Source organism: Mycobacterium sp., assembly GCF_035640695.1.
Classification (GTDB): domain Bacteria; phylum Actinomycetota; class Actinomycetes; order Mycobacteriales; family Mycobacteriaceae; genus Mycobacterium.
On record NZ_DASQVQ010000170.1, the window covers coordinates 1 to 9,033 of the forward strand.

The following is a 9,033-nucleotide window of genomic DNA, read 5'->3' on the forward strand; positions in this document are numbered from 1 at the left end:
GTCACGCCGTCGTCGTCGGTCCATCGGATGTCGTCGGCATAGACGTACTCAATCGTGGCACGCCGGCGCGCAGAGTCGCGCTCGTTGAAGACCTCGAGAAGGTTGGCGTGCATCAATTCAGTGATCTTGGGGCGCATCGAAAGACCTCCCTTTTCCACTTAGCGCCGTTGCGCGCGGAGGTACCAGAACGCCATGTCGACTGGCGCGCCGTCCAGTCCGCCGCGCAGGGTGGCAGGCTCCAGCGAGGTGATGTCCCAGCCGGCGCCGCCCAGGACGTCGCGCAGCGTCACTTCGGACACCGCCGGTCGCGGCTCCTTGCCTACCGGGTTGGCGTCGGAGAAGCAGCTGAGTAACAGGGTGGCGCCCGGCCGGGTGGCCCCGTGCAACGCGGCGGTGTAGCTACGTCTGCCGTCGTCATCGAGGCTGTGGAACAGACCGCTGTCGATCACGGTGTCGAACGCATCGGTGTAGCCGTCGAGCTTGGTGGCGTCGGCCACCGCGAACTTTACGTCGACTCCGGCGTCCTTTGCCCGCTGCTCAGCGGTTTTCAGGGCGGTGGGTGAAATGTCCAACCCGGTCACCGTGTAACCGTTCTTGGCCAGGTAGATGGCGTTGTCGCCGAGCCCGCAGCCGATGTCGAGGACGTCGCCGTGGACCCAACCGCCAGTCTGCCACGCGATGACACTCTGGCTGGGCGCCTTGTTATCCCATGGTGGTGTCATTGGCGCTATGCCTGCGCCCGGGCTTTCGCCACGGTAAAGCGCTTCGTAATCAATGTGCGGCGATCCGGAGGATCCTTGGGAAGAACTCGAGCCTGCCTTAGTCATAAGCCCTAAAGTAGCAGATTTACATGATATATCAAGCAATCGGTGTTCGGGCAATCGGCGAGATGCGACCCATCTGAAGTGGCGGACTGCAGCACGGACGCGCTCTACTCGATCTGGGGACTCACCTTACGCACGGGTGACCCGACCAAAGGCCGGAGGTGCTCCAAGCACCTATTGATTGACACATCATGTAAATCTACTACTGTGGTGCTCATGCCCAAAGCAGTGCAGTTCGATTCCTACGGCGGCATCGACGTCCTCGAGGTGCGCGACGTGCCCCGCCCTGTTCCGGAAACCGGTGAGGTTCTGGTCGAGGTCAGGGCAGCCGGCATCAATATCAGTGAGGCAGCGATTCGCGCGGGTGCCGTGCGCGATATGTTTCCTGCGACGTTTCCGTCCGGGCAGGGCAGCGACCTGGCGGGGGTGGTGGCCGAACTCGGTTCCGGCGTCACCGGTTTCACCGTCGGCGATGAGGTGATCGGGTTTTCCAACCAACGGTCCAGCCACGCCGAGTACGTGGCGGTGCCCGCCGCCCAGTTGACGCCCAAGCCGTCGGAGGTTTCCTGGGAGGTGGCCGGCTCGCTGTTTGTCGCGGGCGCCACTGCCTATGCCGCGGTGCGGGCGGTGAGCCTCGTACCGGGGGAGACGGTAGCGATCGCCGGTGCTGCCGGCGGTGTCGGTTCGATCGGGGTTCAACTCGCCCGACGCGCCGGGGCCACGGTCCTCGGCATCGCCGGGCCGTCCAACGATGCCTGGCTCGCCGACCATGGCGCGGTCCCGGTCAACTATGGTGACGACCTGCCGGCCCGGCTGCGCACCGCAGCACCGTCTCAACACGTCGACGCCCTGCTGGATTTCTTCGGTGGTGGATATGTCGCCATGGCGGTCGAGGACCTCAAAGTCGCGCGCGACAGGGTCGACACCATTACCGATTTCGCTGCCGTAGAGCGGTTCGGGGTCTTGTCGGCTGGCGGTGCGGATGCCGCGACCGCGGCGGTGGTGGCCGAGTTGGCCGACCTCGTCGCCCGAGGTGAGCTGGACGTGCCGATCGCGGGCGTCTTCGCGCTCGACGATGTGCGGGACGCGTACCGGGAGCTCGAAAAACGCCACACCCGCGGCAAGGTGGTGCTGCGACCATGAGCGACGCAGTGCTGCAATCTGAGACGAATACGAGGCAGTTATGACGGATGTGAAAATTGCGATTATCGTCGGCAGCACGCGGCCGGGCCGTCACGCCAGGGCGGTGGCCGATTGGGTGCTCGGGCAGACTTCGGGCCGGTCAGGCGCACGCTATGAGATCATCGATCTCGCCGAGTACGCGCTTCCCCACCTCGATGAGCCGATGCCCCCGTCGTTCGGTCAATACCAGCACGACCACACCAAGGCGTGGGCTGCCACCATCGGTGGGTACGACGGCTTCATCTTCGTCACCCCCGAGTACAACCACTCGACGTCCGGGGTGCTCAAGAACGCCATCGACTACCTCTACGCCGAATGGAACAACAAGGCGGCCGCCTTCGTCGCCTACGGTTCCCTCGGCGGCGCGCGCGCGATCGAGCATCTGCGCGCGGTGTGTGGCGAACTGCAGATTGCCACTGTCCGCCAGCAGCTGTCGTTCTCGTTGTTCACCGACTTCGAGAACTTCGCCGCGTTCACCCCGGCAGCCTTGCACAACGATGCCGCTGTCACCCTGTTCGACCAGCTTGAAAGTTGGGCCGGCGCGTTGAAGCCGCTGCGCGGCTGATGGGGCACCGTCCGGCGGATTCCACCGGCAGGCAGCGGACACCGGGCCGCTATCGCCTAGCCGACAAGGTGGTTTCGCGCATGGGTTACGGCGCGATGCAGCTGTCCGGAGACGGCGTCTTCGGCCCGCCCCGGGACCGTGACGAGGCCGTTGCTGTCCTGCGCGCCGCGGTGGACGCCGGTGTCGATCACATCGACACCGCGCAGACCTACGGAGCCGGTGGTGTCAACGAACTGATGCACGAGGCCCTTCATCCTTACCCCGACGGGCTGGCACTGGTGAGCAAGGTGGCGGCCAGGCGCGACGACTCCGGCGCGCTATTGCTTAAGGACGATCCCAACCAGCTGCGCGCCGACATCGAAGAGAACATGACGACCCTGGGTGTGGAGCAGCTGACCGCGGTCAACCTGCGCGTGATGGACAACGATGTGCCCGACGCGCGTTTCGTTGACCAACTCGGCGTGCTGGTGAGGGCGCGAGACGAGGGACTGATCGGTGGGATCGGGATCAGCAACGTCACACGCGGCCACCTTCTGCGAGCCCTGGAGGTCACCAAAATCGTCTGCGTGCAGAACTTTTTCAACCTCGCCGACCGCAACAGCCTGCCCATTGCCAACGAGTGCACAGCACGCAGCATCGCTTTCGTGCCATTCTGCCCGCTGGGTTATCCGCGAACCCAGCGCGAGGCGATCCTGACCAACCCGGCCGTCGCCGCCGTCGCCGCCCGTCACGATGCCACCGCGCCACAGGTCGTACTCGCGTGGCTGCTGGCCCTGGCCCCCAACGTGCTGCTTATCCCGGGAACCCGCACCCGCACACATCTCGCCGAGAACCTCGGCGCCTGCGCGTTGTGGTTGGAAGACCGCGACATCGCCAGCCTCGATGGGGCGTTTCTGTCGCCGCAGTGAATTCGAAATCCGTCAGCGTCGTCACCAGTTCGCGGGCACGTGTCGAACTCGCCAAAGCGCGAACCCGGGCGTTGTGGCCACGTCGTATAGGGTCCAGAGTGCCTCTACTGTGTCGAGGTGCACAGGGTCCTGCCCCGGACGATCCTTATCAAATGATGCGAAGACGAGTTCGCCTGCCCAGTGCAGCCGTATCGCGCCGTCGGGCCAGAGTTTGAAAACAGTCAGCAGGGGTACCGGCTGGCCGTCAGCACCGTCGCCGCGGTAGTCACGGCGAAAATTGCAGTTCGCCGCCGACAGCACCCGGGTGTGTCGCCATCCCCTGTCCTGCGCGAACGCCGCTACCCGCTCGATCGGGGCCTTTGCAACGATGGCCAAATTGCCACCCGAACCTTCGAAACGGGGCATCGTGCCGTCCCACATGTCGATCAGCGCGGTGCACGATGGGCACGGTCCTTCGTCTGTGGGCAGTTCCGAGAAGATACCGCTCGTCGGTCTAGGCCGATCGTCCCCCGAGTGGCGCGGGAACATGTAGTGATAGAGCATCAGTGTGTCGCTATCGCCGAATAGCTCGGACATACGCACCGTCGTTGCGGCGCCGTCGTCGCCGATTCGGTCGAACACATAATCTTCCGGGACCTCGCCGCCAGGCGGTAGTAATCGCCGCTGCGCCTCGACGGCCTCCATTTGCCGCCGGAGATCGACCTCCCGTTGAAGCAGCGCGTCACGCGCTTCGCGATACTCCCGCGACTCATTCGGAAAAGCTATCGACATACAGACCTCTTCTTCGACCGGCATGTACTTGACCTCGTTTTTGTTTCGGACACTACTCGGTCGTACCGGGCAGCACCTCAAAGCGCTAGGCGCCCTTCATGAGTCCACGCAGGATGGGGTCCAGCACTGGCGCAGAGAGAATCCGATGTCTGCGGCGGAAAATCATCCTCCACGGTGCAAACATCTCTACTTTTCTCAATCACCGCGCAGTCCTAGGCTGGCCGAGTGCCGAACCTGCGACTAACCGGTGATCCGGCAGCCGACGCTTTACTTGACGCCAACCCGATGGCCTTGCTGATCGGCATGCTGCTCGACCAACAGGTGCCGATGGAGACCGCGTTTGCCGGGCCGAAGAAGATCGCCGACCGCATCGGTGGCATCGACGCCGGGCAGATCGCCGACTACGACCCCGAGAAGTTCGCGGCGCTGTGTTCGGAAAGGCCTGCGATACACCGCTTTCCGGGATCGATGGCCAAACGGATCCAGACCCTGGCCCGCGAGATCGTCGACCGCTACGACGGTGACGCCGCCGGGATATGGACGGAGGGCAATCCCGATGCCGGCGAGGTGCTGCGCCGGCTCAGGGCGCTGCCGGGCTTCGGCGAGCAGAAGGCCAAGATCTTCCTCGCGCTGCTCGGCAAGCAGTACGGGGTGACGCCGAGGGGCTGGCGCGAGGCGGCGGGCGATTACGGTAAGGCAGGGTCACACATGTCGATCGCCGACGTGGTCGACACCGCCTCGCTCGAGCGGGTGCGCACGCTGAAGAAGCGCCTGAAAGCGGCGAAGGCTAAGTCGTAAACGGCTCGCCGTCGAAACGCTCGCGCGTCGCGATTTCTGCGACGGTCTTGCGCTTGAGCTTGCTGACCTCACGCGCCGGCTTGCCGAGCGGCAGCACCGCTGCCACCGCATACGACTCGGGTATGCCGAGAAGTTCTTTGACCCGCGGCTCCTCCGGCGCGACCATCGTCGTCAGGGTGCCGCCGTAGCCCTCGTTGCGCGCGGCCAACAGGATGTTCCAGGCGAACGGGTAGACCGAGGCGCCGCTGATCAGGCCGACACGGTCGAGGTCTTGGTCGCTCGCCGCGACGACTTCCAGGTCGAGGCAAACCACCAGCAGGACACGCGCTTGCGTGTATTGCGCGAGCATCTCGGCGGGTACCTCGATGTCGCGTATCGCCTCCGGTGGGACACCACAGGGATGCAGCGGGTTCCATGGACTCTCGCCGTTGCGCAGTTGCGCGATATAGCGCTGCGCGCCGGGAATGGTGAGCTCTGCGAGCATTTCGCGGGTCGTGCGGTCGCGCACCACGATGACCCGAACGCCCTGCCGATTGCCGCCGCTGGGCGCGAACCGGACGTTGTCGAGCATCCGCTCCAGGACTTCGTCGGGCAGCGGGTCGTCGGTGAATTCGCGCACGGCGGGCGTCGTGCGCATGACCTGGTAAAGCTCCATGACTCACATCCTGGTCTGTGGGATTGTGAACACATGAAGACCCACCTCAACTGCCCGTGCGGCGAGGCGATCAGCGGCAAGGACGAAGACGAATTGGTCGAGAAGACGCAGCTCCACCTCGCCGAGGCGCATCCCGGCCGCGAGTACGACCGGGACGCGATCCTGTTCATGGCGTATTGACCCGCCCGGAGCGTGCACCCCGGTGCGCACGCTCGACGGGCGGGCGGCTTCCTAAGGCACCACGGTTGAGCCGATGGTGGGCAGGAAGTTGCACTGCTTATCGACCGTGGTCACCTGACCGAAGATGGTCGACATGATGCTGCCCGAGCCGGTGTCGACAATCGCGGTCAGTGTCGTCGGGCCGGTCGGGTTAATCTCCGGGTTCGTCTTCAGCGTCGCGGTGCCCGACTTACCGGTGCTGAGGTTCACCCAGGTGACATTCAGCGGCAGCCTCTGCTCCGCCGCCGGCGCGCCGGTGCCGACCGCCGTGAACACGTAAGCGGTCTGGCCCTTACCCGGTCCAGGTTTCGGGATCGGGGCGGGGCCGGCCACCGACAGCGCGGTCGCCAGCGAGTTGCCGCCATCGGCGAGGCAGCCGTTGCCGATCGACGGATACATGAAGTCCTGCGTCGGCGGGCTGCCCGGACCGAACGCCGGCGACGGGGCGGGCGCCGGCTGTGCATTCGCAGCGGGCGGAGGGGCGGGCGCCGCGGCCGGTGCTGGCGACGCGTCAGGTGCGGGCGCTGAGGCGGGCGCGGGAGCCGCTGCGGGTACGGCATCAGGGGGCGGTCCCACCACATGGGCGGGGTCGATGCCGGCCGGCAGGTGCGCCTCGCCGCCGGGCTCAGCACCGGCCGCGGGTATGTGGGCCGACGGATCTGCGGGCCGCTGGGCAGCGGGCGCAGGCAGGTTGACACCCGCCGGCAGCAAGTTGTTGAGATCGTTCGGAAGGGACAGGTTGTTCGGCAATGGCACCGGCGAACCTGGAATCGAGGCGGGCAGGTTCACGTTGGCCGACGGAACGACCGAGTCCTGGTGCGGCGCGGGGCCGGCCGGATCCTGCACGAACTGGTTGACCGACGACGCGACGCGCTTCGAGTCGTCCGGCGCGGCCGAGTTGCCGGTGAACGCGGCGGCGGCGGCCATCAGCAGGGACGTGGCCTGCTGCGGGTTTATTGCGGCCTGCTGGATCGCGGGGCTGAGCTGTTCTACCGCGGCCATGGCCGGCGCCTGCGAGGTGCCGATCGGCTGCGGCGGCGCCGCGGGATCCGCCCATGTGGTGCCCGCCGCGGTGAGGGCACTCGACGACGTCACCGCGACGGCGGCGACTCCGGCGAACAGCTTTCTGGTCCGTGGCACGGTTCGCTCCCTAAGCTCGGTGGCTTTGTCGCACGAAAGCCGAAGGTAGCCGGTTACTAGAGTTACTCAAGTGACACGTGTGACGTATGCAGAACTGTTATCCACACGAGATGTCGCCGGGTGTTGAGTGGCGGCGATAGTCGGCGAATTCGCATTGGCTTCGCGTTCGGCGCACGCCGCTAGAGTCGGCCCGGTAAACGTCACGCCCGCGGTCACGTCGACCGCTACTCCGCCTCGGTCGCCCGGCCGGCTCACGGCCGTCGCGCCGCTGCTGCTCGCCGTCAGCGTCGCGGCGCGGTTCGCCTGGACGTTCGTCGTGCGCAACGGTGCCAACTTCGTTGACCTGCACGTCTACGTCGGCGGCGCCGCGACCATCGGCACGCCGAACCGGCTGTACGACTACGTCTACTCGGCGCAGACGCCGGACTTCCCGCTGCCGTTCACGTATCCGCCGTTCGCGGCAGTCATCTTCTATCCGCTGCACCTGCTGCCGTTCGGCCTCCTGGCGTTCTGCTGGCAGCTCGGCACCATCGCCGCGCTCTACGGCGTCGTGCGGCTCAGCCAGCGGCTGCTCGGGCGGGGCGACCACCGCCAGGCCATGCTGTGGACCGCCGTCGGCATCTGGATCGAACCACTGCGCAGCACGTTGGACTACGGGCAGATCAACGTGCTGCTGGTGTTGGCCGTGCTTTACGCCGTATACAGCACGCGGTGGTGGTTGTCGGGGCTGCTGGTCGGGCTGGCCGCGGGCGTAAAGCTGACCCCGGCGATAAGCGGTCTGTACTTCCTGGGCGTACGCCGATGGGGGACAGCAATTTTCGCCGCCGCGGTGTTCTTCGCGACGGTGGGCGTTTCGCTGCTGGTGCTCGGCGATCAGTCCCGCTTCTACTTCACCGACCTGCTCGGCGATGCCAACCGGGTGGGCCCGATCGGTACCTCGTTCAACCAATCGTGGCGCGGCGGGATCTCGCGCATCCTGGGCCATGACGCCGGCTACGGCCCATTGGTGCTGGCGGCGATCGCGGTAACGGCGGTGCTGGCGCTGGCGGCGTGGCGGGCAGTCGGGGCCGATGACCGGCTCGGCGAAATCGTTGTCGTGCAACTCTTCGGGCTGTTGCTGTCACCGATTTCGTGGACCCATCACTGGGTGTGGCTGCTGCCGACGATGATCTGGCTGCTGGTTGGGCCGCTGCGGGACCGGACCGGCGCGCGGATCCTCGGCTGGGGCTGGCTGGCGCTGACGCTGGTCGGCCCGCCGTGGCTGCTGAGCTATGCGCAGCCGACGATCTGGCAGATCAGCCGCTCGTGGTATCTCGCCTGGGCGGGTTTGGTCTACATCGTCGCGACGCTGATCACGCTCGGCTGGATCGCCGCTACTGGTCGACGATCCCGTTTATCTCCCGAGCCATCGCAAGATCGTTCTCGGTGATACCGCCGGCCGAGTGCGTCACAAGCGCGAATTTCACTGTGCGCCAGCGGATATCGATGTCGGGATGATGGTCGGCCGCTTCGGCGCGTTCGGCGACGCGGCGGACCGCCTCGATCCCATCCATAAACGTCGGAAACTTCACCGCACGACGCAACGCACCCTCGGCGCGTTGCCAGCCCGGGAGGTCCGGAAGCGCGGCGTCAACCTGTTCATCGGAGAGCACGGCCATACGACTTACGCTACCTCTGTACCTACTTGGGAGTCCCCAAGGAACGGGGGTTCAGGTGCACCCTGACCCGTCGCAGGCCATGCCGACCCAGATCGTGGTGGCCGGCGCGCTGATCGTGGATCGGGCGGTGCTGGTCGCGCAGCGCGCGCGGCCGCACGAGCTGGCCGGGCGATGGGAGCTGCCCGGCGGCAAGGTGGCCCCGGGTGAGAGCGACGCCGAGGCGCTGGCCCGCGAACTCGCCGAGGAACTCGGGATCGACGTCGAGGTGGGCCCGCGGTTTGGTCAGGACGTCGCGCTGAGCGAAACAACAACG

Annotated in this window: 12 protein-coding genes; 7 read left to right on the plus strand and 5 right to left on the minus strand. The window is 66.1% G+C overall.

Going from position 1 to position 9,033, the window contains the following annotated elements:
- Positions 1-158: 158 nt before the first annotated feature.
- The gene (locus tag VE759_RS20100; RefSeq protein ID WP_324935705.1) at positions 159-827 is read right to left on the minus strand and encodes a class I SAM-dependent methyltransferase; all 669 of its coding nucleotides are present in this window, start codon (positions 825-827) and stop codon (positions 159-161) included.
- 213 nt (positions 828-1,040) lie between these two features.
- On the opposite strand from VE759_RS20100, the gene VE759_RS20105 reads away from it, so the two are divergent.
- The 3 genes from VE759_RS20105 to VE759_RS20115 are packed head-to-tail and all read left to right on the plus strand — an operon-like array spanning position 1,041 to position 3,479.
- Positions 1,041-1,967 carry an NADP-dependent oxidoreductase gene (locus VE759_RS20105; RefSeq protein ID WP_324935708.1) on the plus strand — a complete coding sequence of 309 codons (927 nt, stop codon included), beginning with the start codon at positions 1,041-1,043 and terminating at the stop codon, positions 1,965-1,967.
- Between the two features lie 40 nt (positions 1,968-2,007).
- A complete protein-coding gene (locus VE759_RS20110) occupies positions 2,008-2,571 on the plus strand; it encodes an NAD(P)H-dependent oxidoreductase (RefSeq protein ID WP_324935710.1) in 564 nt (187 codons plus the stop codon).
- On the plus strand, positions 2,571-3,479 hold the full coding sequence (locus VE759_RS20115; RefSeq protein WP_324935712.1) for an oxidoreductase: 909 nt from the start codon (positions 2,571-2,573) through the stop codon (positions 3,477-3,479). Before VE759_RS20110 ends, VE759_RS20115 begins: the two co-directional genes overlap by 1 nt.
- A gap of 21 nt (positions 3,480-3,500) precedes the next feature.
- On the opposite strand, the gene VE759_RS20120 is transcribed toward VE759_RS20115, so the two are convergent.
- The gene (locus VE759_RS20120) at positions 3,501-4,274 is read right to left on the minus strand and encodes a DUF899 family protein (protein ID WP_324935714.1); all 774 of its coding nucleotides are present in this window, start codon (positions 4,272-4,274) and stop codon (positions 3,501-3,503) included.
- 201 nt (positions 4,275-4,475) lie between these two features.
- Here VE759_RS20120 and VE759_RS20125 point away from each other — a divergent pair, with 201 nt between their 5' ends.
- The gene (locus tag VE759_RS20125; protein WP_324935716.1) at positions 4,476-5,048 is read left to right on the plus strand and encodes an HhH-GPD-type base excision DNA repair protein; all 573 of its coding nucleotides are present in this window, start codon (positions 4,476-4,478) and stop codon (positions 5,046-5,048) included.
- On the opposite strand, the gene VE759_RS20130 is transcribed toward VE759_RS20125, so the two are convergent.
- Complete coding sequence (locus tag VE759_RS20130; protein ID WP_324935718.1) at positions 5,038-5,703, minus strand: nitroreductase family protein; 666 nt, start codon at positions 5,701-5,703, stop codon at positions 5,038-5,040. The genes VE759_RS20125 and VE759_RS20130 overlap by 11 nt on opposite strands.
- 33 nt (positions 5,704-5,736) lie before the next feature.
- Here VE759_RS20130 and VE759_RS20135 point away from each other — a divergent pair, with 33 nt between their 5' ends.
- The gene (locus VE759_RS20135; RefSeq protein ID WP_324935720.1) at positions 5,737-5,883 is read left to right on the plus strand and encodes a DUF1059 domain-containing protein; all 147 of its coding nucleotides are present in this window, start codon (positions 5,737-5,739) and stop codon (positions 5,881-5,883) included.
- A gap of 51 nt (positions 5,884-5,934) precedes the next feature.
- On the opposite strand, the gene VE759_RS20140 is transcribed toward VE759_RS20135, so the two are convergent.
- Complete coding sequence (locus VE759_RS20140; RefSeq protein ID WP_324935722.1) at positions 5,935-7,062, minus strand: hypothetical protein; 1,128 nt, start codon at positions 7,060-7,062, stop codon at positions 5,935-5,937.
- Between the two features lie 127 nt (positions 7,063-7,189).
- Between VE759_RS20140 and VE759_RS20145 the strand changes: the two genes are divergently transcribed.
- Positions 7,190-8,491 carry a mannosyltransferase gene (locus tag VE759_RS20145; protein WP_324935724.1) on the plus strand — a complete coding sequence of 434 codons (1,302 nt, stop codon included), beginning with the start codon at positions 7,190-7,192 and terminating at the stop codon, positions 8,489-8,491.
- Here VE759_RS20145 and VE759_RS20150 read toward each other — a convergent pair.
- Positions 8,436-8,720, minus strand: coding sequence for a 4a-hydroxytetrahydrobiopterin dehydratase (locus tag VE759_RS20150; RefSeq protein ID WP_324935726.1), 285 nt, complete (start codon positions 8,718-8,720; stop codon positions 8,436-8,438). The genes VE759_RS20145 and VE759_RS20150 overlap by 56 nt on opposite strands.
- Positions 8,721-8,799: 79 nt before the next feature.
- Here VE759_RS20150 and VE759_RS20155 point away from each other — a divergent pair.
- Positions 8,800-9,033: NUDIX domain-containing protein (locus VE759_RS20155; protein ID WP_324935728.1), on the plus strand; the 234-nt coding region annotated here is incomplete at its 3' end.